Origin of the sequence: Aerococcus sanguinicola (genome assembly GCF_001543145.1) — a bacterium.
GTDB lineage: Bacteria > Bacillota > Bacilli > Lactobacillales > Aerococcaceae > Aerococcus > Aerococcus sanguinicola.
Genome location: NZ_CP014160.1, coordinates 1,308,821 through 1,333,428, shown reverse-complemented (window position 1 = coordinate 1,333,428; position 24,608 = coordinate 1,308,821). Strand labels below are relative to the sequence as shown.

Here is a 24,608-nt window from a genome sequence, read left to right as displayed (position 1 = left end):
TTAAACTTTCTCAATCGGCGCAAAGGCTGCTAACAAGCGTTTGATTCCCTGCGCTTTAAAGGCAATATCTAATTCTTGGTCATTCCCCTCGCCGGTCACTTTGACAACGGTGCCTAGGCCCCACTTCTTATGCTGGGCCTTGTCGCCAACTCGCCAGGCGGTTTCTTGGTCAGCTGACTTGCTTTGACCTTGCGGCTTGTCAAAGACGGACCGCTTGGCTTCCTTGCCTTGTCGGTCGTAATAAGTCTGAGCCCCTGCCCGTTCCTGCTGCTTGCCTTTGAGGTAATTGCGGTAAGAACCGGCTTTCCTGGCTTGGCTCTGGCCAAAGTCGAAGGAAAAGCTGGTCGCTTGCTTAGCGGATTGGTCGAGATGTTCAGCATCGATCTCTTCAATGAAGCGTGAGGGGGCATGGGCTTCACGCTTACCATAGAGCATGCGACTGTAACTGTTGCTGAGATAGAGTTTCTCTTCAGCACGGGTAATCCCAACATAGGCCAAGCGCCGCTCCTCCTCTAATTCATCTGGGTCTTGAGCTGCCCGAGACAAGGGGAAGAGACCTTCTTCCATACCGATCATAAAAACAATAGGAAATTCCAATCCCTTAGCCGCATGGAGGGTCATCAGGGTCACCTGGCCGCTAGCGCTTTCTTCCTCTTCGCCTGTATCTGATACCAGGGAGAGGTCGGTGAGAAAGGCTAGTAAACGGTCTTCCTCAAGTTCAGGAGCCGCTAAATCTTCCTCATCCAATAAGCGGTCCAAGGTGTCATCGCCAAAGAGACTGATTGCCTCTTGCTTTTGAGCCGATGGTCCAGGACCTTCTGGCAATTGGATAGCTTCCACTTGGACCGGCTGGCCTTGGTCATCAGCCGCCGCTGCTGCTTGCCGGTCGCCCGCTTCCTCCCGCCAACGCTTATCAAATTCATCCGCAACGGAGAGGAATTCCTGGATATTCTCCAAGCGTGTCTGAGCTTCCAGAGTCTTCTGATTTTCTAAGTCTTCCTGGTAGCCAGATTGGTCTAAAAGCTTCTCTGTTAGTTGGCGGATGCTGAGTTCAGCTCGTTCCTGGTTAAGGTCAGCTAGCATCTGCGCAAAATTTTTCAGCGATTTAGCTGCCTTACCTGAAATCGGTGCATAATCAACATGACCTGCTGCCTGCAAGAGGGTCAAGCCCTGGTCACTGGCAAAATGGCGCAATTTATCCAAGCTGCCTGGCCCTACGCCCCGCTTAGGTACATTCACTACCCGGGTAAAGCTGAGATTGTCTTGGGGATTAGCCAGTAAGCGTAAATAAGCTAGGATATCTTTAATTTCTTTGCGGTCATAGAATTTCAAGCCCCCGACAATGCGGTAAGGCAGGTTAGCCTTAACCAGGTTTTCTTCGACCACCCGTGATTGGGCATTGGTCCGGTAGAGGACAGCCACATCCTTGTATTGGTAGCCTTTTTGGAGGGCCTTTTTAATTTCTTCAATAACAAAGTAACTCTCATCCTGCTCCGTTTGTGCCCGGTAATAATGGATCTTCTCGCCTTGGTCATTGTCTGTCCAGAGATCTTTTTCTTTGCGCTTCTGGTTGCGACCGATCACGTTGTTAGCTGCAGCCAGGATCGTCTTAGTGGACCGATAATTCTGTTCCAAGAGAACGACTTTGGCTTCGGGATAATCTTTTTCAAAATTTAGGATATTCTCCATATTAGCCCCCCGCCAGCCATAGATGGACTGGTCGGCGTCTCCCACTACACAGATATTCTTGAAGTAAGCAGCCAATAGTTTAACTAGGCGGTACTGGGCTTCGTTAGTATCCTGATATTCGTCTACATGGATATATTGGAATTTCTGCTGGTAGTAGCGCAAAACCTCCTTCTGTTCTTCAAATAAGCGCACCGTATACATGATTAAATCATCAAAGTCCAAGGATTGAGCCGCCAATAATTGTTTCTGATAGGCTACATAGCACTTAGCCACGATATCTTCAATCAGGCCAGAATGCGTGTCAGCATACTGGTCAGGTGTCTGCAAATTATTCTTAGCATCCGAAATCTTACCCAAGATCATCCGGGGCTTGAACTTAGTCGTATCGAAGTTGAGGTCTTTCATCACTTGTTTAATTAAGGTCTGCTGTTCAGCCGGATCAGCAATGGTGAAGGAACGCGAAAGCCCGATTGCCTCTGCTTCCCGTCTGAGGATGCGGACACACATGGAGTGGAAGGTTGCCACCCACATGGCCTCTGCGCCTTGACCAATCAACTGGTCCACCCGCTCGCGCATTTCTTTTGCGGCCTTATTGGTAAAGGTAATCGCCAGTAGGTTCCAAGGGCGGACATCCTTCTCGCTTAGAATATAGGCCATCCGATGGGTCAAGACCCGGGTTTTACCCGAGCCTGCCCCAGCCATAATCAAGAGCGGTCCTTCGGTACACTGTACAGCTTCTTTTTGTTTATCGTTGAGTCCTTGAATTAAATCTTCCCTGCTTGCCATCTTAGTCTCCCTTCACTAAATACTTCTCAAGTCTATCATTTATCCCTCGCCCCTTCAATCTCCAGGGACCCATCAAGACAAGAAAAAAAGGCCTGATCAAAGGCCTTCTTTTGGGGTAGCTTTACTTTAGTTGGGTTCGAGGATGCAGAAAGGGCTCCTCTTCATAAAAGTCCGTCGAAGGCTTCCAGCCTTCTCTGGCCTCTTACTCCAGAGCTCCCTTTCTCCCGCATCCTCTCACACCCTGCTTAGTTGGGTTCAGGCTGGCAGCTTTCGTGTCACTTCACAAGTCTCCGCCGCAGTCTGGTTGACTACTCTGGTGACTTGCTCCAGTGAACGAAAGCTAAGCGCCAGCCTTCACACCCTTTTTTTAGTCGGGTTCGACTTGGCAGACTCGAAGTGATTTCACAAGTCAGAAACGAGCGAATGTTTCGCTCTTATTCTGACTTGCTCCAATCATCCGAGTCTAAACGCCAAGTCTCACACCCTTTTTTAGTCGGGTTCGGTCGCGCAGAAGTGGCTCCTCTTCACAAAGTGCCGCCGAAGACTTGCAGTCTTCTCTGGCACTTTGCTCCAGAGGTCCACTTCTACCCGCGCTCCCTCACACCCTTCGTTAACTATTGATTTGGTTGAGGATGAGTTGGTTCATCCATATTCTTACTTGTTTGCGGGCGTTGGGGTAGTCTGCTTCTTCTATAGCACGGATGAATTCGGGATAGACGTCCGAGGTTTCGTTCCGTTCTTTTGTGAAATTACGTTGGTCTGCTTTGACATTTTTTAAATAAAGTTCATGCAAGGTGGCAATAGTACTTAAGCCAATTTGACGGAAGTAAGAGTTGGAATGATAGAAGGCTAAAAAGCGAAAGAGCTTGAACTCTGCCGCATAATAAGTTGCATCATCTTCCGACTCTCGTCCTCGTTCCATTTCTTCAACTATCTCATGCAATTCTTCCTTGTCTACATGAATATCCTTATTTTGCATGTGTTGGAATAAGTGCATAGCCATCAGCTCAACAAACTGTAGCCGCTCGACAATAGCCGTTGAAGTTAAAGAAGATTTGATTACAACCGCTCCCTTATAAGGTTCAATCTTAACATAACCTTCTTCTTCAAGTTGGGCCATTGCACGACGTACAGGCGTCCGGCTCATCCCTAACTTGTTGGCGATTTCAACTTCCTTCAAGTGGGTATCAGGCAACAAAATATTATTATCTATACGTTCTTTAAGATACTCATAAGCAGTATCTTTATAGCTTTGCGTCTTGGCCACCAAATTCCCCTCCAATCGACTGTTAGTTGATTTTAACTTACTTTTAATATAGCACAAAGAATTAAAAATGCAAAGTTTAAAATATTGTATTTTTATCTAGCTTATCATATTTTGTTAAACCATAGCTTTCGATGATTTCAATTAATTTTTCTGCATAGTGAGGATCTGTTGCATAACCTGCTTCCTGCAAGGCGTAAGCCGCTGTCTTGTAATCTTCAGCTTGACGCACCGGCAGATAGAGGTCTGGATTCCAATCGGTTCCCTCCTGCATCAAACGCCCATGGTCAGTTACCGCTGCCTTCCAAGAGGGGTAGACCTTAAAGGGGGCCTCCACCGTCTCATAACCAGCCGCCGTATATTCCTGGGTAGGCAAGTGGACCGCCCGCTCACTCCCATAAGCCTTCCGCCCAAAAAGGTTATTATAGTCGCGGGCGAGCTGGCTACGGCCAAAGTCCGATTCGATGGCTGCTTGAGCTACCACCAAGCTGGGGAGAACGCCGGATTCCTTGGCATTGGCGGCCGCATAGTGCCCAATCTCATCCAAAAATTCCTCTGTCGTCTGATCTTCCTCATGACTCTCTAATCTTATAGATGGCCAAATTAGGAGCCCTAGCGCAAAGACAAAAAGCGCTCCAAGGAGGATTTTCTGCCTCCGCGAGCGAGCTGGCTGCTTACCTAATTTAAATTTTTTTAAGCGAGACTTTTTGCGCTTTGCCATAGCATTCCTCCTCTCCTTCTATTTTACACAATTGAACAAGAAAAAGAAACTTTGGTCGCCGGCCCATCAAGCAAAAAACTGCACCCTTTGCCCAGGCAGACTGCCTGCAAGGATGCAGTGAATGGAAGGCTTCCTAGCCCCCCAGATAGGCTTTTTGGACTTCTTCTGAATCTAAGAGTTCGCTGCCGCGACCTTCTGCCGTAATCCGACCGACTTCAAGCACATAAGCATAGTCTGAGATTTCTAAGGCAGACTTGGCATTCTGTTCAATCAAGAGCACCGTTGTCCCTTCTTCTTTGTGGATCTTTTGAATGATCTCAAAGATTTGTTGGATAATAATTGGCGCAAGCCCCATGGAGGGTTCATCGAGTAAGAGTAACCTTGGCTTGGCCATCAGAGCTCGGGCCATAGCTAGCATCTGCTGTTCCCCACCGGAAAGGGTCGCCGCATCTTGGTTCAAGCGCTCCTTTAGAATGGGGAAGAACTCAAACATATGTTCAATATCTTCAATGATTTGTAAACGGTCGGTCCGTGAATAAGCGCCCATCAAGAGGTTTTCATAGACGGTCATCTTAGGGAAGACATGACGGCCTTCTGGAACCTGAGAAATCCCATTGCGGACGATTTGGATGGTCGACATCTTCTGTAGGGGCTTACCTTCAAATAAGATTTCCCCTGTCGTGGGCCGCAAGAGACCTGAAATGGTCTTGAGGGTCGTCGTCTTACCCGCCCCATTCGAACCAATCAAGGAAACAATCTGTCCTTCTTCAACTTTGAGGTCAATTCCTTTGAGAGCCTCAATCATGCCGTATGAGACATGGATATCTCGGATATCTAACATTTTAATCGACACCTCCTAGGTATGCTTTAATCACGCGGTCATCCGACTGAATTTCTTCTGGGTTCCCTTCTGCAATTACCTTGCCGTATTCTAGAACATAAATGCGTTCACAGATATTCATAACCAAGGACATGTCATGCTCAATCAAGACTACCGTAATCCCCAATTCATCCTTGATGCGGTGGATTAATTCGGTTAATTCTGCCGTTTCACGCGGATTCATCCCGGCAGCTGGTTCATCCAAGAAGAGTAACTTCGGTTCAGTTGCCAAGGCCCGCACAATTTCCAAACGCCGCTGCTGTCCATAAGCGAGGTTCTTAGCCTTCTCATTCGCCAGATCTTCTAGGTTAAAGACTTCGAGCAGTTCGATGGCCCGGCGGTAGAGCTGGTTGCGGTTCCGGTAGTAAGCGGGTAAACGCAAGACACTAGTCAAGAAGCCAGCCCCATGTTCTGTATGGAGGGCAATCAGTACATTCTCTAAAACCGTTAGATTGGCAAAGAGTCGAATATTCTGGAAGGTCCGGCCGATACCTGCCTGGTTAATCTTCTCAGGTTTCGCTCCGGAAATATCTTGGCCAGCAAATTCAATATTGCCGCTGGTCGGTTCGTAAACCCCAGTAATCAAGTTAAAGAGTGTGGTCTTCCCAGCCCCGTTTGGACCAATCAAACCAATCAGTTCATTACTTTCGATTTCTAAATTGACATCGGAGACAGCCGTCAAACCACCAAATGTTTTGGTCAATTGATTTACTTTTAGCAAAGTCATCTTAATCCTCCTTTTTCAATTTAGAATATTGTTTCTTCTGTTTAAAGAAAGGTGAAAAGCGCAGTTCAAATTCTCCCATCAGGCCAGATGGTTTAAAGATCATAATGGCAATGATGGCTAGGGCATAAACAATCATCCGCAACTGACCGTAAGGCGCTAGGATAACGTTCAATAGCTCTAAGAGAATAGCTGCTGCAAAGCTCCCGGTAATCGAACCAATTCCCCCGAAAACAACAATAATCAAGATATCAATAGATTTTTGGAAGGTAAATTGGCCCGGTGTAATCACACCAAAGTAAGAAGCATAGAGAGTTCCAGCGATGCTTGCAGTCAAAGCCCCTAAAACAAAGGCAATGGTCTTATAGCGAGTTGTCTGTAGGCCGACTGATTCCGCGGCAATCTCATCTTCACGGACAGCAATCATCGCCCGGCCCGGACTGGAGTGGATAAAGTTCACAATAATCAAAGTCGTAATGACAACAAAGACATAGAGGGTAATCCAGTTAACATTTTGTGGGATCCCAGCAATCCCGGCTGCCCCATTGGTAATCTCGAGGTTCATAATAGTAATCCGGATAATCTCTGCAATCCCCAAGGTAGCAATGGCCAAGTAGTCGCCACGCAGGCGTAAGGTTGGAATCCCAACCACTAGAGCGAGGACAAAAGTAATCACGAGGCCTAGGCCCATCCCCAGGAACATCCCTTGGACACCTGGGATAGCCTTGGAAACCAGGGCGGCACTGTAAGCCCCGATAGCCATAAAGCCAGCGTGTCCCAAGGAGAATTGGCCGGCATAGCCGACAATCAAGTTCAACCCCACCGCAAGAATAATATTAATACCAATCTTCATCAGGATATTCTGTGTAAAGGCAGTGACTTGTCCCGTCCAATAAGAGGCTAAGATAAAGGCAAAGACCCCCACAATAAGACCTATCCATGACAGACTCGACTTGGTAAAGAAATTTTTAGCCCAACTGTTCGTTCTCATAAAACCACCTACACTTTCTCTTTAACTGTCTTACCAAAGATTCCGGTTGGTTTCATCAGTAAGATAACAATTAATACGCCATAAACCACGGCATCCTTCCAGGTAGATAAGCCGATCATAGAGACCATGGTTTCAATACAGCCGATCAAAAGGCCGCCTACCATGGCACCTGGAATCGAGCCAATCCCACCAAGCACCGCCGCAACGAATGCCTTGATCCCTGGGGTAAGCCCCATCAGTGGTGAAATAGAGTTATAGTAAATCCCAACTAAGACCCCACCAGCACCAGCCAAGGCAGAACCCAAGGCGAAGGTAAAGGAAATCACATGGTCGACATTAATCCCCATCAAACGAGCAGCTGTTTCATCAACGGAAACCGCCCGCATGGCCTGGCCCATTTTGGTTTTTTGAACGGTAAACTGGAGGCCTGCCATCAGGATAATAGTAACGATTAAAATTAAAAGCTGTTGCGTACTCACGGCGACAGAGCCAATCTGTAAACTGTAGTTGGGCAAGTTAGTCGGGAAAGCCCGCACTTCAGGCCCCACCAAATAAATCATGACATTCTGTAAGAGATAAGAAACACCAATTGCGGTAATCAAGGCTGAAATCCGAGCTTGACCGCGCAGGGGCTTATAAGCCAGGCGTTCCACAATTACCCCTAGAATTGCTGTAAAAATCATGGCAATTAGGATACTTGGCAAGACTCCGAGCCCTGTCTGTGTTACCAAGCTAAAGCCAACGAAAGCCCCCACCATATAAATATCCCCGTGGGCAAAGTTAATGAGCCCAATAATGCCGTATACCATGGTATAGCCCAAAGCCATCAGAGCGTAGATGCTCCCGAGCGATACCCCATTAATTAATTGTTGAAAGAAATTAGCCACTTTGATCCGTCCTCCTTTTATAACTGATCAGCTTAAGACCACCCGCTCTCAAAGAGAGAAGACAGGCACCTGCAAAAAACAAACCTTTTTGCCCTGCTTACGCATAGGAACCTGTCCACTTGGTCTCATGAACTTGTCTATTCTGGATCAATCGCTGTTGAATCAACGACCTTTCCATCCTTAGCCTCTAGGATAAAGGCTGTCTTCACTGTATTATGCTTGTCGTCAATTGAGAAGGTCCCTGTAATTCCTTCAAAATCCTTGGTTTCTTCAAGAGCTTGACGCACATCTTCCCGCTTGTCTGAACCAGCACGCTCCATGGCGTCAAAGGCAAGGTAAGCGGCATCGTAAGCCAGGGCCGCGAACATATCAGGCTCTGTCCCATACTTGGCCTTGTAATTGTTCATGAAGTCCTTAGTCCGCTGAGGCGAATTCTCGTCGGCAACGAAGTGGGCCGCATAGTAAATATCCGTAAAATTCTTCTTACCGGCCAAGTTTACAATTTCCTCATTACCAAAACCATCAGGGCCTAAAATCGCTGCTTGAATGCCCATTTCCCGGGCCTGCTTAATCAAGGGACCCGCTTCTTCATAGTAACCCGCCACGAAGATCACATCCGCATTTTGGCGCTTCACATTGGTCAAGATGGCGCTAAAATCCGTCTCCTTGGTCACATAACTTTCATCCGCTACAATTTCACCCTTATAGGTATTTTTGAATTCATCGGCTAAGTTTTGCCCATAATCTGATCCATTATCTTTAATAATTGCTGCTTTTTGGAAGCCTTTTTGGTTAGCGAAGGCTCCTAAGGCGGCCCCTTGGAAAGAGTCTTGGAAGCAGGTCCGGAAGACTTCTGGCAGGGTCTTGCCATTGTTATCGAGGGTGATGGTATCCCCCGTCGCAGTCGGAGTAATCATTGGGGTTTGGCTCTGCAAGGAAATTGGAATCTGAGCCTCAACACTCCCCGTCGTTGCCGGCCCTAATAGAACAGCAACATCTTCTAAGTCGACCAGGCGGGCAGCCCCCGTGGTCACTTCTTCTGGAGCTGACTTATTATCATACTCTTCATATTCGATTTGTTTGCCGTTGACCCCACCTTGAGCATTTTTCTCATCGATGGCTAGTTTAATGGCGTTATTTTGAACAATCCCGTAGGCCGATACCCCACCTGATAATTCCAGGTTTCCTCCAATTTTGATGGTGTCGTATTCTTCTTGCTCACCACTGGCTGGTTGGGTTGCTCGACTGGAGCAGGCTCCCAGCGTCAGGGCACTCATCATTAGTAAAACAAATTTTTTGATTGACATGCCTGAACCTCCTTGTTTTTTTGCTATGAGATATAGTTTAGAATTTTCAGACAATTAAGTCAAGCTTTTTTTAAGAAATCAATCAGAATTTTATCATCTTTCTTATTTTTTCAATAGAATGTTTCTATTAAAAATAAAAAAGCAGCTGCTAACAGCTACTTTTTTATTTATCTACTTATTAGTAATCGTGACGGGTAATTAAAGCTGTATTTCAATACAGATTATTTCTGAGCAGGAGTGAAGCTTTGAATTTGATCGTTAGCCATGAACGAGCAAGCGATGTGAATTAGGGATAGTTGGCGCAAGCCTTACTAGCCCTTTGAAGCTCGCTAGGCGAGAAGAAGGTAGCAACGCTGCTAGCGCAGCCTTGAACTTCATCTCTAAGTCGCTCTGCTCCAAGAGCTGAAGCTACTCGAGCCGGTGCTGCTTTAGCCGTAGGAGCAAAGCGACGTACGGATAAAGTACAAAACGGCGTCAGACGTTCTTGACCCTCCATAATTTAACGATCAAATTCAAAAGCGGAACGGATGCTCACTAACAGGATGTATTAAATAATTAAATCTTATTCCACCCCTTTGAGGGCTTCAACCATATCGACCTGCTTCAATTTATGGTGCATGATCGCCATAACAATAAGAGAGAAGACTAAGGTTAGAAGGCTAGCATAGAGATAGGACAAGCCTTGGATTTGGGCCGGGAAGATCATAATGTCCACTTCCACTGTCTGCAAGATATAAGTGGTTAAAAGTTGTCCCATGGCAAGTCCAGCAAGGATACCCCCCACCGTCAACAAGAGGGTTTCCCGGTAGATATAGAGGGTGACCTCGAGTGGGTAGGCGCCCAGCACCTTGATGGTTGATAATTCCCGGATCCGTTCCGAGACATTTATATTGGTCAGGCTATAGAGCACGATGAAAGCGAGGATAGCTGCCGCGATAATCAAGACCAGGGTCACCAGGTTTAAAGTTTCCAAAGTTTCATTGAACATGTTCCGGAATTGGTCAATATTAACGACCGTGACGATCCCCTCTTCTGCCATCAAATCATCGATGACCTGGTCCTTCTTCTCAGGCGCATTATCCTTTAATTTTATTTCCACCTGGTTTTGACTAGGCAGACTTCCGATTAAGTCTTCGTAGACCGACTGGCTCATAAAGACATCGTGCATGATGTAGCTTTCAAAGACTCCCTTAACTGGCAAGTCCACCACTTGACCATCAGGATCTTCCAAGCTGATGGTATCCCCTGCTTGGATATTCAGAAGTTTAGCTAGTTTGTGGTTGATGAGGACCCCATCTTCAGGCAGGGCCATTCTCTCCCCTGTCGCCACATCTGCGAGGGCATAGAAGTCCTGGTAGTTAGAATCAGGGTCCAAGGCATGGAGGGAAACGGTCTGTTGGTTGACCCGGTCGTCTGTTGTTTGGTAGCTAGCCGTATAGAGAGGCAGGGCATCTGCCACCTGGTCATGCTGGCGGACGGTCTCATTTAGCTCATCCACTTCTTCCGCCGATAGCTTGGGCTGGTATTGAACAATGGCTTGGGCATGCTCGAGATCGATGAATTGGCGGTCAGCCAAGCCAGATATCGAGTCAGATATTCCAAAACCTGTCAATAAGAGAGCAGTTGAACCAGCAACTCCGATCAGAGTCATGGCATTGCGGCCCTTATAGCGGAAGAGGTTACGCAAACTAATCTTATTATTGAAGCTAAGTTTTTGCCAGAACCAGGTCCAACGTTCTAAGAGAATGCGTTGGCCTTCTTTAGGGGGCTTGGGCCGCATCAGGACGGCCGCTGGCTCGGTTAGCGAATTGCGGGTGACCAACCAGGCCGGTCCAACGGTTGTCAGGAGGGAAATGCTGAGGGCAAGGAGGAAGTCCTTCCAGTAGAAGCCGTAGTAGACTTCCTGTCCTAGATCGTAGAGCATCCCGTAGGCGTTGACAATGATATTGGGCAAGAGATAATTGCCCACTGCCACTCCCAGCAAGGTCCCAATGACGCTGGCTAGTCCAGCATATAATAGAAACTTAATCGCAATTTCGGAAGACCGATAGCCTAAAGCCTTGAGCGTCCCCAATTGGATCCGCTGCTCATCGACCATCCGCGTCATAGTTGTAAAGCTTACCAAGGCGGCCACTAGGAAGAAGATGACAGGAAAGACCTGGGCAATGGCGGCAATCCGGTCTGCATTGTCTTCATACTCACTGTAACCACTCAATTGGCTGCGGTCATTGACTTGGTAGTTGGGGACTTCCATTTCTTCCTTATATGTCTTGGCCTGGTTGAGTTTTTCCTGGCCTTGAGATAAGTCTTTTTCCTTAGCTTGGATATCCTCTTCGGCTTGCTTAATAGCTTCCTTGCCTTGGTCTAATTGTTCTCTAGCTTGGGCGAATTGAGGTAAGTTAGCAGCGCCTTCTCCTAGGCCAGCAGTCACTTGCTTCAATTGGTCTTCTTGACTCTGCAAGCTTTCCTTCTGCGCCTCAACTTGATCCTTGGCCTTTTGAATAGCTTCTTGGCCTGGTTTCAAGTCCTCCTCCGCTGCTTGGATGTCTTGGTCTAAGTCTTCTTGTTGTTGCTGGTAGCGTTCCTCTGGCCGACCATCCAGCGCATCTTCGATATCCGACTTAGCCTGGTCAACTTTTTCTTCATAAGCCTCGCTATAGGCTGGATAATTTTCTAAGCCATCGACCTTGAAGGCCACCTGGCTGTACAGGTCTCCAGTAAAGACCTCGGGCTGGACAACCGCAAAGCCATCGATAGCCCCCTTGCCGATAGGGCTATTTCCCCGAGCACTCTGGTCAATATACATCGGCGAGGTCACAAAGCCTACCACCTTGAAACGATTGGAGGCTAGGCCTGGAGCTTGGTCATTGCCTGTCTGGTCAGGATCAGCTAGTTCAATTTCATCTCCGATTTGATAGCTAAAGCCCCCTTCTTCGGCTAAGCGGACATCCAAAGCCACTTCATCCTTATTTTCAGGGAGACGGCCAGACCGTAACTTGTACTGGTTAACTTCCCCCATCTGGTTAAAATTCGGCAAGAAGCGTAAGAGACTCTCTTGATTTTTTTCTTCTCGGTCGACACTGCGGTAGGGATAGGCCTGGATGCCTTCCAAGTCATCCACCCGGTCAATATCTTCATCGGTTAGTCCCCAGTCAGCTTGCAGGCTCAGATCCTGTAAGTGTTGGTCTTGGAAGTAAAGGTTAGCCGTCTGACGCATATTGGGGGCTGCCGCTCGGATCCCTACGAAAAAGCCTGCCCCTAAGAAGATAATTCCCATCAAGGCAATAAAACGGGAAAAACTATTTTTTATTTCGCGTAAACTATCTTTCCATAAAGCTGTTTTCTTCATAGCCACCCCTACCATTCAATCTCAGAAACGGTCTTGGGCTCTGTTTGTAGGTAGCTATCTGCCACCTGGCCGTTCTTGATCTCAATGACACGGTCAGCCATCGGGGCAATGGCACGGTTATGGGTAATCACGATGACTGTTGTCTCTTCTTCACGAGACTGCTTCTGTAAGAGGGCGAGGACTTGCTGACCAGTTTCATTATCCAAGGCTCCTGTCGGCTCGTCGCAGAGAAGGAGTTTAGGATTTTTGGCTAGGGCTCGGGCAATAGAAACCCGCTGCTGCTCGCCCCCAGACAATTGGGCAGGAAAGTTATTCTGCCGGTCCGTTAAGCCTACTGCTGCCAAGGCTTGGTCAGCAGCAATGGCTTGTTGGGCAATCTGCTCACTTAATTCAATGTTTTCCCGGGCGGTCAAGTTGGGAATGAGATTATAGAATTGGAAGACGAAACCAACATTGTCCCGGCGAAACTTAGTCAATTGCCGGTCGTTAAACTGGCCAATCTCCTGGCCATCTACCCAGATTTCACCCGATGTGGGCTTGTCCATTCCCCCTAGAATATTTAAGGTTGTCGATTTACCCGCTCCTGATGGTCCCAGAATGACGACAAATTCTCCCGCTTCAATTTCAAAGCTCATATGGTCATTTGCCTTCACCTGGGACCGGCCTTCACCATAGGATTTAACGACATCTTTGAATTCGATATATGCCATAGTTGACCATTCCCTTTCTTCATACAATATGTTACTTTGTTAGTATATCAATAGTAAAAACTAGCTGAAAATAAAAGCAATTAAAATAAATAAATTTAAGGAGTTCTTTATGATTTACGACGTGATTGTCATTGGTGGAGGGACTAGCGGTCTCATGGCAGCTTGTGCCGCAGCTCAAGCTGGCGCCCAGGTCCTCCTCTTAGAAAAAAATCCCAGCCTCGGCAAGAAACTTTTGCTCACTGGAGGGACCCGGTGTAATGTCACCAATAAGCGTCCCGCCCGCTATATTATCGACCATATTCCAGGCAATGGCAAGTTTCTCTACAGTGCCTTCTCGCGTTTTGACAACAGCGATATTATGGCCTTCTTCGAAGAACGCGGTGTTGCTCTTAAGGAAGAAGACCACGGCCGCATGTTCCCTGTCTCGGACTCAGCCAAGACCATCCTGCAGACTTTTATCGATGAATTGAAGCATCTAGAAGTTGACATTATCTGCCAGGCCAAAGTCGAAGCACTCAAGCTCCAAGCTGGTGGGGTGACCGTTCAACTTGAGGACCAACGCCTCTTCCAGGCCCGCACAGTGGTTCTAGCCATGGGTGGCCGGGCCCATCCGCGAACGGGGTCGACAGGAGACGCCTATCCTATCTTAGAAGGCTTGGGCCACACCATCCAACCCATCTATCCCACCGAGGTCCCCCTAACCTCTTCAGAGCCCTTTATCAAAAAGAAAACCCTCCACGGTCTCTCCCTGCGCGATATCAAGCTGACCGTCCTGGATGCCAAAGAAAAGCCGGTCGTTAGCCATCAAATGGATATGATCTTTACCCATTTTGGGGTCAGTGGGCCGGCTGTTCTGCGCTGCTCCATGTTCGTCCAAAACTTGCTTCGCCAAGGCCAGCAAAAAACCGTCCGCTTGAAACTCGATGCCCTCCCTGGCCGCAGTAAAGAAGAGCTCATCCAAGCCTATGCTGACCTCCAAGCGGACTATAAGGCTAAGGCTATCCGCAATGTCCTCAAAGAAGTCGTCCCCGAGCGTTATGCCGAGTTTCTCTGCCAGAGAGCCGAGGTCCCTGGCCTGACTCCCTGCCAGGACCTATCCAAGAAGCAGTGGGCCGCCTTAGTCCATGAGCTCAAGGGCTTTAACTTTGAAGTCGATGGCAGCTTATCGATCGATAAAGCCTTCGTCACCGGAGGCGGACTCACGCTAGATGAGGTCGACCCATACTCTATGCAAAGCAAGGCCCATCCCCAAGTCTTTATCTGTGGGGAACTCCTCGACATCAACGGCTACACAGGGGGCTATAATATCACTGCCGCCTTCGTCACAGGCCACGCAGCCGGCGAAAGCGCCGCCTACCAAGCTTTCAGCATGGCCTAATCAAATAAAGACAGCACCGCTTAAACTCGAACGTTCCAGCGGTGCTGTTTTTTAGTCGGCCCGGTAAATCAATACCTTCAAATAGTCACTTTCTGGACTGTGGGCTGGCACAGGGAAATCCCCTGGCAATTTAAATTCTTGAATGAGACGTAAAGAGCGCTGGGCTTTCTTTGCGCCCTTTTCAATATCAGATTTAAAAGCAGCCAGGCTATAATTGGAAGCATTGGTGCTGCAGACCAAGTCCCCCTGACTGGCTAGGATTCCTAAAGCCCCCGCCACTAATTTAGGATAGTCTTTGTTCACTTTGAAAACTTTTTTCTTATTCCGGGCAAAGCTCGGTGGGTCCATAATGATCAAGTCATAAAACTTGTTATGACGCTGGGCATACTTATAGTAGTCGAAGGTATCCATGACGTAAATTTCCTGGTCAGCTAAGGGGATACCATTAGCCGCAAATTGTTCTTCCGTCAAGTCACGACTGCGGTTGGCCAAGTCCACACTGCAGGTTTGACTAGCCCCACCCAGGGCAGCTGCCACTGAGAAAGCGCCGGTATAGGAGAAGGTGTTGAGCACGCGGCGACCTAGCGCTAATTCGCACTGAAGATAGGTCCTGACCTCGCGCTGGTCCAGGAAGATGCCCGTCATCCAATGATCATTGAGTCGGACCACATAACGACGCCCTTCCTCCAGGACTGTAAAATGCTCAGGCGCTTCCTCTCCAGCCAACCATTCACTGGCTAAGTGGTCCTGGCTTTGGAAGCGGTTCTTCCCCACAATCCCCCGACAAGCTGGTAGGACTTCCTTAAGGGCTTCAACGATGCTTGCCCGATAGGCATAAATGCCTAGAGAATACCATTGGATCAGTAAGTAATCCCCATAGACATCGACACTTAGCCCACCCAGGCCATCACCTTCCCCATTAAAGAAGCGAAAGGCTGTCGTTAGCTCATCATCGAATAGGCCTTGGCGTTTAGTCTTAGCTCGGCTAAAAATTTGCTTGAAAAAGGACGGGTCGAGAACCTGGTCTCTTTGGTAACTATAGACCCAGCCCAAGCCCTTATTCTGCTTAGCCAAGTAAGCCATAGCGAGGAAGTCTCCCTTGGAATCGGTCAAATAAACCTGGTCACCTTCATTAAAGGAGACTTCCCCCATAAAATCATCTGCCTGCAAGAGGGGCCGACCCTGGCGCAGGGCTTGGGCTGCTTCTTGTTTTAATTTAACGGTCATCTTGATTGTCACAATCTTCCTCCTTTGCTTTAGGAAAAGTCAGGATAAAACGGGTTCCTTGGCCAGGCCTACTCTTAACCTCCACCTGGGCACCATGGGCATGGATCAATTCATGAACAATAGCCAAACCGAGTCCTGATTCCCCATAGGCCGATGACTTACGTGATTCATCTGCCTTGTAGAAGCGTTCCCAAATATTGGCTAATTCCTCTTCCGTCATCCCAATCCCCGTATCGATAATTTGAATTTCTGTTGCTTCACTCGTCTCGCGGGCTTGCAGCTTAACCTGCCCTTGGTCCGTGAATTGGATCGCATTTTGGGTAATATTAAAGAGGATTTGCCGGAGCCGGTCCCAGTCCGCATAAACTTCTGTCTCGTCCGAACAATCGATTAGAATCTGGTCTTCCTTGGACTTAGCTGCCTCTTCCAGTTGAAGGGCCAGGTCTTCCAGCATTTGCCGCAGCTTAAAGGTCATCGGCATAAGGAAAATTTCCTGCGAGCGGATCTTTTCATAGTCTAAGTTTTGGTTAACGAGCCGCGTTAAACGCTGGGTCTCATTGTGGACCAGTTCGATACTCCGGTCAAAATGTTTTTCTGGGATTAGACCATAGCGCAAGCCCTCTAAGAGGCCATTCATGGTGGTTAGCGGCGTCCGCATTTCGTGGGCCACGTCCAGCATAAATTGCCGGCGAATATTTTCCTGGCGGTTAATTTCCTCAATCGAACTTTCAAGAGACTCTGCCATCCGGTTAAAGTCCCGGCTGAGGTCGCCGATTTCATCATCATAGTCTTGGGGCAAGCGGACAGCGTAATTACCATCCGCTACTTCCTTAGTTGCTTGGCGGATGCGGCCAATCCGCTGGTTCAAGAAGTAAGAAATCCCCAGGGCAATGACTAAAGCAGCCCCGCCTACTAAGAGAGCCGCAACCAGGGTATCCATGCGGTTGCCTAAGAGACGATGGCCAAATTCAAAGTTATTTTTGCCAATAGCCACAAAGCCCTGGTAGCGATCGCCATCAAAACGGGGCACAAAAGTGGCTAAGGCATCCCCATCTTCCTTAGAAAAGCCCATATCAAAGGCACGCATGGGCTGGCGTGTCCCGCTCTTTAAACTGGCCAAATCTTGTTGGTCGAGATAGTTGGAGACAGGCTCTGTTCCCTGGCCTTCCACCTTAGGATAGACAAGCTGGGCATCTTGGTCATAGAGAAAAACCTTAATGCCCGCGCTCCCTAAGAGCTCTTGCTTGTCTGCTAAGTAATCCGGGTTGACTGATGTTTCTTCAAAATAATCGGCCATTGAATCCAATTGTTGGGCCGTTTGATTTTGAAAACGTTCTTCCGGGATACGGATCATGACATAGGACAAGCCGGATAGGGTAAATAAAATCACAACAATAAAAGCTAACAAGAGTTGGTAAAAGTAACGCAAACTAATCCCCCTCAGTCTCGTCGAACTTGTAACCGACACCCCAGACTGTTTGGATCACCTGGGGCCCTAGAGCTTCCATCTTATGGCGGAGCTTCTTAATATGGGCATCAACCGTTCGCTCGTCCCCGTAAAACGGCTCTTCCCAGAGGCTGCTGAGCAAGTTTTCTCGGGTAAAGACTTGTTTAGGATGAGAAGCAAGAAGGGCTAAGATATCAAATTCTTTAGGCGTTAAATTCTTAATCTCTTGGTCATTATAATAGGCTTCTCGGGTCTTGGTATTGATTCGAATCGATTGGGTAGACACAATATGGTCTTGGTCCTGCTTAGCTCCCTTATCTTGGTCCTGGTCAACAGCGGCTAACTGGTCCTGTTCTTCCTGGTAGCGGCGGTAGAGGGCCTTCATCCGGGCAATCAAGGTAATCGCGCTGAAGGGTTTAGTGACATAGTCGTCCGCCCCTAGACCCAGACCCAGGATCTGGTCACTCTCAGAATCACGAGCTGTGAGCATGATAATCGGTACCATCTTATTGCGCGCGCGGATCCGCTTACAGATTTCCTTGCCGTTTAGAGAGGGCAGGTTTAAATCTAAGATAATCATTTCAATTTCTTCTTCATGGTTAAGAAAATACTCCCAACCTTCTTGACCATCAGCAATAAAAATGGCTGACCAGTCCTCTTCTTGTTCAAAGTACATGCCTAGCATTTCAGAGATCGAGGCATCATCTTCAATCATTAGTATACGCATTCGAGGTCCCCACTTTCTTTATCGTTCACAAAAATAAGTATTTTCTATGTGAGCCTTCAAAACTATTGTACCCTATTTAAATTAGCTTTGAAGTAAAAAACTTAAAATTGTTTCGTGAATTTCAGCTTTTTTCGTTTATATATCTAATAGGAGGTGAGAATAAATGAATCAAGTTGCTTGTATCGGTCGCTTAGCCGTTGATGTTGAAATTAAAGAATTTGCCAATGGCAATGCTGTCCTAAATAATCTCATTGCAATTAACCGACGCAATAGTCAAAAACAAGAAGCGGACTTTATTCCCATTGTCGCTTGGAACGGTACCGCCCGGCTAATCGCCAAATACCTTGAAAAGGGTGATGAACTGGGTCTCGTTGGCCGGATCCAAAGCCGGCGTTATGAGAATAAAGCTGGCCACAATCAAACAGCGATTGAAATTGTGATCAGCGATGTCACTTTCTTGCGTAAAAAAGTAAGCGACGCAGACAAAGTCATGACTATCCAAGTCGCTAAAGACTAAATAGAAAAATCCCTCCCCTAATAAAAACAGGCTGCGAAAAGGCAGCCTGTTGCTTTTTTATACTTTCAAATGTGGGGGCGAGGATACAGAAGCTTCTGCTCACCCCCCTGCAGTCGGGTTCGCAAAGGCAGAAAGGGAGTGACTTCAACAAATGGGAACGACCGGCTAAAGCCGCTCTTATCCCTTTTGTCTCCAGTCATCCCTTTCTAACCGCCTTTGCTCACACCCTTTATTTATAAATGGATTTGATTTCGAGGTAGTCTTGGACGCCGTAGCGGCCGTTTTCGCGTCCGATACCGGATTGTTTGTAACCGCCGTATGGTGCCTTGTTGCTCTTGCCGGATTTGTTAATGTAGACAGAGCCGGTCCGGATCTTGCGGGCAACTGCGATAGCTTCTTCATCGCTTGGGCCAACGACAGCACCGGATAGGCCGTATTCTGTATCATTAGCAATTTCAATGGCTTCTTCTAAGCTGTCATAAGGAATGACACAGAGAACTGGGCCGAAGATTTCTTCTTGGGCAATAACCATCTTGTTATCCACATCGGTAAAGACAGTTGGTTCAACATAGTGGCCTTCGCGGTCGATTTTACCCCCGCCGACAAGTACACGTGCGCCTTCTTCTTTACCCTTTTGAATATAGGATTCAACGGTTTCTTTTTGACGTTCGGAAACAACTGGACCTACCACTGTATCAGGATCTGTCGGATCGCCGATTACGACATTCTTTTCATAGTAGTTCAAAATACTTTGATTAGCCGCTTCCAATTCCTCGCGAGGAACCAAGAGACGAGTCAAGGCTGAGCAAGTTTGCCCACAGTTATTGACTACGGTATCCATGGATTTCTTCACTGCATAGTCCAAGTCGCCACCTGGCATATAGATCAATGGGGATTTACCACCAAGTTCTAGGATTAACTTTTTAATGGTAAAGCTGGCATGTTGGTAAAGATGGCGGCCCACTTCTGTTGACCCTGTAAAGGAAATGACATCAACATCCTTGTGTTCCGTTAGCACGTCGCCAACTTGGCTACCTTGGCCTGTCACTAAGTTAAAGACGCCCTTAGGTAAGCCGGCTTCCTCGCAAATTTCAGCTAAGAGGACAGCAGTAATTGGGGTATCAGTCGCAGGTTTTACAACCACTGTATTACCCGCAATCAGAGCTGGCCCAATCTTACGTTCAATCTGAGTTAACGGGAAGTTCCATGGCGTCACACAAGCTACTACGCCGAAGCCTTCCTTAACCACTTGCGTCCCATCAATATCTTCTTCGAAATGAACATTTTCTAAGTCATCGAACATGTCATCCATTTCTTTGATTGGTTGTTGGACATGCTTAGAGCGAGCGAGGCTAATCGGTGCGCCTAATTCTTGGACGATAATATCAGCGATTTCATCTTGGCGGTCAGCAATACCGTCACGCACTTTTTTCAATAAAGCAGTCCGTTCTTCCACACTGGTTTCATTCCATGCTGGGAAGGCCGCTTTTGCCGCTGCAACCGCAGCATTCATATCATCGGCAGTCCCCCGAGGAACACGCCCCACGATTTCACCATTGGCTGGATTCTTTACTTCCATCCATTCATTGGATGAGGCATTACGCCATTCACCATCAATATAAAATTGATAATCTGTCATGTCAATATCACTTCTTTCTGATTTTAATGAGAATACGCTAAGCTTTTGCTCTATTTAGCTTAGGGTTATCTCATTGTAACACAGTTTAGCCGAAATTATCGACTTATTGCTTATATCTTTCCTATAAATTACCGGTCGCCGTTGTAAATACTTGGTACCACCACATAGTCAACGGTACGCAGCGCCCCCAAGTCGCGTCCTCCTGCATAGGAAATTGAGCTCTGCAAGTCTTCTTCCATTTCCTTCAAGGTAGAGAAGAGGCTGCCCCGGCTCTCAATTAAAATCCGCTTGCCTTCGACGTTTTTGTAGATGCCTTTTTGGAATTGGCTAGCTGAACCGAAGTATTCCTTATAAGTGACGCCATCTTCTTCGACCTGCTCGCCAGGGGACTCTTCATGGGCGGCAAGGAGTGACCCTACCATCACCATGCTGGCTCCAAAGCGGATACTCTTCGCTAAGTCACCATTGGTCCGGATCCCCCCGTCAGCAATGATCGGCTTGCGGGCGGCTTTAGCGCAGAGGCGGACAGCAGCTAGCTGCCAGCCAGCGGTCCCAAAACCAGTCTTAATCTTAGTTATACATACCCGACCAGGGCCAACTCCCACCTTAGTCGCATCAGCACCGGCGTTTTCTAAATCGCGAACAGCTTCTGGTGTGGCAATATTCCCCGCAATCACAAAAGTATCGGGTAATTCTTCCTTAATAAAGCGGATCATATCGATCACTGTTTGTGAATGCCCATGGGCAATATCGATCGTAATATAATCCACTGCCTGCCCCGAAGCCTTCACTTCACGGATGAAGTCGCGCTCCTCATCTTTAACTCCCACACTAATGGAAGCATAGAGGCCTTTTTCATTCATCATTTTGATAAAGTCGAGGCGCTTTTCGGGTTGGAAACGGTGCATAATGTAGAAGTAGCCCTTCTCAGCTAATTGGATAGCGAGTGCTTCGTCAATCACCGTCTGCATATTGGCTGGTACCATCGGAATTTTAAAGCGATGTTTACCAAACTCAACACTTGTATCGCATTCGCGACGGCTTTTCACAATACATTTAGCGGGAATTAATTGAACCTGTTCGTAATCAAAAGTTTGCACGATTTTCACCTTTCTGCTTGGCTATTCATTATAATTGTCCGCCGAATATTTTACTCTATATTAGCCACAAAAGCAAAGTTTTCCTTAAAACAATCTCATTATTTCTTCCGACGACTGGGCGGTGGGTTGAGCAAAACTTGCCATTTCAAGCCCTGGCGAATCTCTTGTTTACTTGGACGGCGCTTAGGGCCTGAGTCTCTCTTCGAACTAATCTTCGGAAGATCAGCAGCAGCCTGGTCCTGATCTGCCAAAAGAGCTCGGGCATGGTCATCCAAGTAAGCCTTAAAGTCTTCATGGTCTTCATGGAAACGGTCAACGGCATCATCAATCGCTTCGTTGGTCGTATCTGAAGACATTGGCGCCAAGTCTAGATCTTGGTCCAGGTCATAGGTTCCAGCATTTTCTTCGTGGCCTTCCTCTAATTCAATGGGGGTGAGTGCTTCCCCTTCACCAACAGTCTCTTCACTTGTTTCAGCTGCCTCCTGACTAGGGCCCAGTGCCTGGATTAGAGCTTTAATGAGACGGTAAATAACATAAGCCAGTAAGACCCACGCCCACATTAGTCGTCACCTGCTGGGCTTTCCTCTTCCCCAAAGGACTGACGCATCTTCGTGTCAGCTTGGAGATTTTCTAATTGATAATGGTCCATCACTCCTAAACGTCCTGAACGCAAGGCTTCAGCCAGGGCAAGAGGCACCTGAGACTGGGCTTCGACGACCTTGGCACGCATTTCCTGGGTCTTGGCGATATTTTCTTGTTCATTGGCCACAGCCATCGCCCGTCTTTCTTCAGCCTTGGCTTGGGCAATCCGCTTGTCAGCTTCTGCTTGTTCGGCTTGCAGTTTGGCTCCGATATTGCGTCCAACATCGACGTCAGCGATATCAATGGAGAGAATTTCATAGGCAGTTCCTGAGTCCAGACCCTTGCGCAGGATGGTTTGTGAGATAGAGTCAGGGTTTTCGAGAACAATGGTATGGGTCTTAGACGAGCCGACCGTCGTCACAATCCCTTCACCAACCCGGGCAATGATGGTTGATTCCCCTGCCCCACCGACTAAGCGTTCAATATTGGCCCGCACCGTTACCTTGGCCTTGGCGCGAACTTCGATCCCATCCATGGCGACCCCGGCAATCACGGGCGTTTCAATGACTTTCGGATTAACCGAAACTTGGACAGCTTCAAAGACATCACGGCCTGCCAGGTCAATGGCTGCTGCCTGTTCGAATTCCAAGTCAATCATGGCGCGTTGGGCTGCAATCAGGGCATCCACCACCATGTTAATATCCCCACCTGCCAAGTAATGAGCTTCCAGGTCGTTGAGGTCCAAGTCAAGCCCCGCCTTAGTCGCCTTAATCAGGGGTTTAATAATACGAGACGGATTCACCCGGCGCAAACGCATGCCCACTAAGTCCCCTAAACCTACCTTAACTCCTGAGAAATGAGCCGTTACCCAAAGGCCCACAGGCACAAAGATAAAGAATAGGATAAGCAGGATAAAGGCTAAAAATACTAGAAAAGCTGCTAACCACACATTAGTCATGATCGATTCTCCTCACTTTCACGTCTTTTGTCCGAACTGCAATAATTTCAACGGCTTGTCCACGGTCAACAAAATCTTGCTCATTGATCGCTTCAACTACCCGACCGTCTGAGACCCGCACCTTACCAACCGGTCTCAAAGGGGCGACAACTTTAGCTTGCTGGCCCAATAAAAGTTCTTGGTCTCCTCTTTTGCCTTGAGAGCCTGGCTGGTCTTTTAAGACAAGTGTTTGGGCTTGGGGACTAGCAAGGACCAGACGGATCATCAAAACAGCAGTCACTAGGCCCAAATAAAGAGCAGCCAAAACTTCAAAGCCTAAAGCGCCGAGAGACAAGCGCTGCTGGAAGATTTCAAAAGCCAGCATCCCCAGACCTATCAGCCCTAAGATTCCTAAAGAAGGTAAAAAGGCCTCAAAAATCACTAAGGCTAAGCCTAGGGCCAGGACACCGATAAAGGCATAATGGCCCGGATCCCAGAGATAGAGAGCGACTAAAGCCAAGCCTAAACTTAAGGCACTTGCTCCCAATCGGTACTTACCTTGAAAGCCATAGACCAAGCAAAGAATAGAAATGATAAAGATGATAAGCGCCATCTTAAGACCTCCCTCCACCTAACTTCCATTGACGGTTATCTTCTGATACGAGTATACAATACTTGCCAAGTTTCCTGCAATCCACAAGCTAAGTTATAAGTTCGGACATACAAAAAGAGCTGGCCAAAGACCAACTCTCTAAATTTGTATGGGGTGCCTCCATAGCTAAAGCACTTATTTTGCACACTCTACTGCCGGCGCAATTCTTCGGCAAATTGGTTGATTTTGCGGAGGCGGTGGTTGACGCCAGACTTGGAAACCGGACCGCTCTCCAAGGTCTCACCCAGCTCCTTCAAGCTGGCCCCTGGGTGTTTCAAGCGGGCCTCTGCAATCTCCCGTAATTTGACTGGCAATTCCCCTAAGCCGACACGGGCTTCGATATAATTAATATTTTCAATTTGCTTACCGGCAGCGGTGACCGTCTTATTCAAATTAGCGCTCTCACAGTTCACAATCCGGTTGATGGAATTGCGCATATCCCGCATCACCCGGACATCTTCAAAGCGAAGGATAGCCTGGGTGGCACCCAGTAAGGCTAAGAAGTCAGAAATTTTTTCCGCTTCCTTAAGATAGGTAATATAGCCGCTCCGTCGTTCAATCTGCCGGGCATTGAGATCATAAGCGTTCATAAGCTCGATAATGTCTTGGTTGTGGGACTGGTGGATGGAATAAATTTCCAGATGATAGCTCGACGTCTCTGGATTATTCACCGATCCTGCCGCTAGAAAAGCGCCCCGTAGATAGGCCTTGGCCAATTTAGGATCCGCTTTAATAGCTTGGGGAACCTGGGGGATAATCATTAAGCGGTCTAGGATCTCCATATCAGACAAGATGGCCTGGGCTTCTTCATGGATACGCACAATATAGACATTGTTCTTTTTTAATTTCATCTTCCGGCGCACAATAATCTCGCCTGTCACCTGGTAGGTTTTCTTAAAAAGACTATATATCCGCCGGGCAATGGCCGCATTCTCTGTCTGAACATTTAAGACCAGACCTTGACTCAATAAGTTAATCGAACCATTCATCCTGACCAAAGCAGAAAGCTCTGCCTGAGCCTCAGCAACACTCACTTCAATCCGGGTTAATTCTTTTTTGACATCTGCAGCAAATGAACTCACGACTGGTATTCC

At 47.7% G+C, this 24,608-nt stretch carries 21 protein-coding genes; 2 read left to right on the top strand and 19 right to left on the bottom strand.

Translation table 11 applies throughout. The annotated features are described in order from the left end of the window. The 10 genes from AWM72_RS05920 to AWM72_RS05875 form a co-directional block, all read right to left on the bottom strand. Complete coding sequence (locus AWM72_RS05920; protein ID WP_067974760.1) at positions 1-2,475, bottom strand: UvrD-helicase domain-containing protein; 2,475 nt, start codon at positions 2,473-2,475, stop codon at positions 1-3. A 610-nt stretch (positions 2,476-3,085) separates the two neighbouring features. Continuing rightward, a complete protein-coding gene (locus AWM72_RS05915; RefSeq protein WP_067974756.1) occupies positions 3,086-3,742 on the bottom strand; it encodes a GntR family transcriptional regulator in 657 nt (218 codons plus the stop codon). A gap of 76 nt (positions 3,743-3,818) precedes the next feature. Beyond that, the gene (locus tag AWM72_RS05910) at positions 3,819-4,460 is read right to left on the bottom strand and encodes a glycoside hydrolase family 73 protein (protein ID WP_067974752.1); all 642 of its coding nucleotides are present in this window, start codon (positions 4,458-4,460) and stop codon (positions 3,819-3,821) included. 133 nt (positions 4,461-4,593) lie between these two features. Continuing rightward, on the bottom strand, positions 4,594-5,301 hold the full coding sequence (locus tag AWM72_RS05905; RefSeq protein ID WP_067974749.1) for an ABC transporter ATP-binding protein: 708 nt from the start codon (positions 5,299-5,301) through the stop codon (positions 4,594-4,596). Between the two features lies 1 nt (position 5,302). After that, positions 5,303-6,067, bottom strand: a complete 765-nt coding sequence (locus AWM72_RS05900; protein ID WP_067974746.1) for an ABC transporter ATP-binding protein — start codon at positions 6,065-6,067, stop codon at positions 5,303-5,305. Position 6,068: 1 nt separating this feature from the next. Then, complete coding sequence (locus AWM72_RS05895; RefSeq protein ID WP_067974743.1) at positions 6,069-7,055, bottom strand: branched-chain amino acid ABC transporter permease; 987 nt, start codon at positions 7,053-7,055, stop codon at positions 6,069-6,071. Between the two features lie 8 nt (positions 7,056-7,063). Continuing rightward, positions 7,064-7,882, bottom strand: coding sequence for a branched-chain amino acid ABC transporter permease (locus tag AWM72_RS05890; RefSeq protein ID WP_067976585.1), 819 nt, complete (start codon positions 7,880-7,882; stop codon positions 7,064-7,066). 197 nt (positions 7,883-8,079) lie between these two features. Beyond that, positions 8,080-9,249, bottom strand: a complete 1,170-nt coding sequence (locus tag AWM72_RS05885; protein WP_067974740.1) for an ABC transporter substrate-binding protein — start codon at positions 9,247-9,249, stop codon at positions 8,080-8,082. Between the two features lie 562 nt (positions 9,250-9,811). Continuing rightward, complete coding sequence (locus tag AWM72_RS05880; protein ID WP_067974737.1) at positions 9,812-12,598, bottom strand: ABC transporter permease; 2,787 nt, start codon at positions 12,596-12,598, stop codon at positions 9,812-9,814. 8 nt (positions 12,599-12,606) lie between these two features. After that, positions 12,607-13,308, bottom strand: coding sequence for an ABC transporter ATP-binding protein (locus tag AWM72_RS05875; RefSeq protein ID WP_067974733.1), 702 nt, complete (start codon positions 13,306-13,308; stop codon positions 12,607-12,609). A 109-nt stretch (positions 13,309-13,417) separates the two neighbouring features. On the opposite strand from AWM72_RS05875, the gene AWM72_RS05870 reads away from it, so the two are divergent. Further along, positions 13,418-14,686: a BaiN/RdsA family NAD(P)/FAD-dependent oxidoreductase gene (locus AWM72_RS05870; RefSeq protein ID WP_067974730.1), complete on the top strand. Its 1,269-nt coding sequence runs from the start codon at positions 13,418-13,420 to the stop codon at positions 14,684-14,686. A gap of 51 nt (positions 14,687-14,737) precedes the next feature. On the opposite strand, the gene AWM72_RS05865 is transcribed toward AWM72_RS05870, so the two are convergent. Genes AWM72_RS05865 through AWM72_RS05855 form a run of 3 tightly spaced genes read right to left on the bottom strand, consistent with a single transcriptional unit; the run spans position 14,738 to position 18,087 of the window. Beyond that, positions 14,738-15,925, bottom strand: coding sequence for a class I SAM-dependent rRNA methyltransferase (locus AWM72_RS05865; RefSeq protein ID WP_230080800.1), 1,188 nt, complete (start codon positions 15,923-15,925; stop codon positions 14,738-14,740). Then, positions 15,903-17,342: a sensor histidine kinase gene (locus AWM72_RS05860; protein ID WP_067974727.1), complete on the bottom strand. Its 1,440-nt coding sequence runs from the start codon at positions 17,340-17,342 to the stop codon at positions 15,903-15,905. The genes AWM72_RS05865 and AWM72_RS05860 overlap by 23 nt, the downstream gene beginning before the upstream one ends. Before the next feature lies 1 nt (position 17,343). Then, complete coding sequence (locus tag AWM72_RS05855; protein WP_067974724.1) at positions 17,344-18,087, bottom strand: response regulator transcription factor; 744 nt, start codon at positions 18,085-18,087, stop codon at positions 17,344-17,346. Between the two features lie 163 nt (positions 18,088-18,250). On the opposite strand from AWM72_RS05855, the gene AWM72_RS05850 reads away from it, so the two are divergent. After that, entirely contained in the window at positions 18,251-18,604 is a 354-nt protein-coding gene (locus AWM72_RS05850) for a single-stranded DNA-binding protein (RefSeq protein WP_067974720.1), read from the top strand. Between the two features lie 229 nt (positions 18,605-18,833). On the opposite strand, the gene AWM72_RS05845 is transcribed toward AWM72_RS05850, so the two are convergent. The 6 genes from AWM72_RS05845 to whiA form a co-directional block, all read right to left on the bottom strand. Beyond that, positions 18,834-20,243: an aldehyde dehydrogenase family protein gene (locus tag AWM72_RS05845; RefSeq protein WP_067974717.1), complete on the bottom strand. Its 1,410-nt coding sequence runs from the start codon at positions 20,241-20,243 to the stop codon at positions 18,834-18,836. 128 nt (positions 20,244-20,371) lie between these two features. Continuing rightward, a complete protein-coding gene (locus tag AWM72_RS05840) occupies positions 20,372-21,343 on the bottom strand; it encodes a GMP reductase (protein ID WP_067974713.1) in 972 nt (323 codons plus the stop codon). Between the two features lie 98 nt (positions 21,344-21,441). After that, a complete protein-coding gene (locus AWM72_RS05835) occupies positions 21,442-21,903 on the bottom strand; it encodes a hypothetical protein (RefSeq protein WP_067974711.1) in 462 nt (153 codons plus the stop codon). Then, entirely contained in the window at positions 21,903-22,883 is a 981-nt protein-coding gene (gene floA / locus AWM72_RS05830; RefSeq protein WP_067974708.1) for a flotillin-like protein FloA, read from the bottom strand. The genes AWM72_RS05835 and floA overlap by 1 nt, the downstream gene beginning before the upstream one ends. Further along, positions 22,876-23,475, bottom strand: a complete 600-nt coding sequence (locus AWM72_RS05825; RefSeq protein WP_067974705.1) for an NfeD family protein — start codon at positions 23,473-23,475, stop codon at positions 22,876-22,878. The genes floA and AWM72_RS05825 overlap by 8 nt, the downstream gene beginning before the upstream one ends. 188 nt (positions 23,476-23,663) lie before the next feature. After that, positions 23,664-24,596: a DNA-binding protein WhiA gene (gene whiA, locus AWM72_RS05820; RefSeq protein WP_067974703.1), complete on the bottom strand. Its 933-nt coding sequence runs from the start codon at positions 24,594-24,596 to the stop codon at positions 23,664-23,666. Positions 24,597-24,608 lie beyond the last annotated feature (12 nt).